Origin of the sequence: Vibrio sp. 10N.222.48.A3 (assembly GCF_041475345.1) — a bacterium.
Classification (GTDB): Bacteria; Pseudomonadota; Gammaproteobacteria; order Enterobacterales; family Vibrionaceae; genus Vibrio; species Vibrio tasmaniensis_A.
The window spans coordinates 1-819 of record NZ_JBFRVX010001168.1 but is presented as its reverse complement, the minus strand read 5'-3'; the positions used below and the strand labels follow the sequence as shown (position 1 = coordinate 819).

1 pseudogene is annotated in these 819 nt (G+C 42.6%); it reads left to right on the top strand.

Features of this window, described 5'->3' with window-relative positions:
• Positions 1–819: pseudogene (locus tag AB4653_RS24700) on the top strand (RTX toxin RtxA); the annotation flags it as partial.

The window sequence follows — 819 nt, the reverse complement described above, 5'->3', positions numbered from 1 at the left end:
TGATACCAATCTAGGTTCTTTGTTTGGCTTAATGACACAGCAGTTCTCTGCAACAGGTCAAGCGAAAACAACCTTCACATATAACCCTAAAGATTTACCCCGACAGTTAAAGAATAAACTACTTGGCCAGTTGTCTGGTGTGGGTGCGGATACGACACTTGGGGACATCTTCGGTGTGGATTACACCGCATCTGGGCAAATTCTTGCTCGTAATGGTAAGCCGGTAGACGGGGTTGCAATCCTCAAAGATATGCTGGAAGTGATTGGTGAGTTTAGTGGTGATCAACTTCAAGCTTTCGTCGATCCTACTAAGCTGTTAGACGATTTGAAATCGGGAATTGATATGGGCGCAGATGGCCTTAAGTCGTTCGCAGAAACTCATGGTTTGAAAGAAAAAACGCCAGAAGAGAAAGAGGATAAAGCATCAGTTTCCGTTAATGGGACCAACGTAAATGGTGTTCAAAAAAGTCGCGATGAGGCTACAACGCCTGAAAAAACCCCGAAAAAAGATCGTGCATTTGGTTTTAATTCGTTCAGTCTACCTAACTTGTTTACGACTATCTTTAGCCAAGATAAGCAAAAAGAGATGAAATCGTTGGTAGAAAACCTGAAAGGGAACCTAACGAAAGATCTACTGAATATGAAAGAAAAAACATTCGATTTCTTAAGTAAGAGTGGTCATTTAAAAGGGGATGGTGATGTCCATGTTTCTCTAGGAAACTATAACTTCAACTGGGGTGGCGACGGCAAAGATTTAGGGGCTTATCTAGGGGATAACAACAACTTCTGGGGCGGTCGAGGTGACGATGTGTATTACGC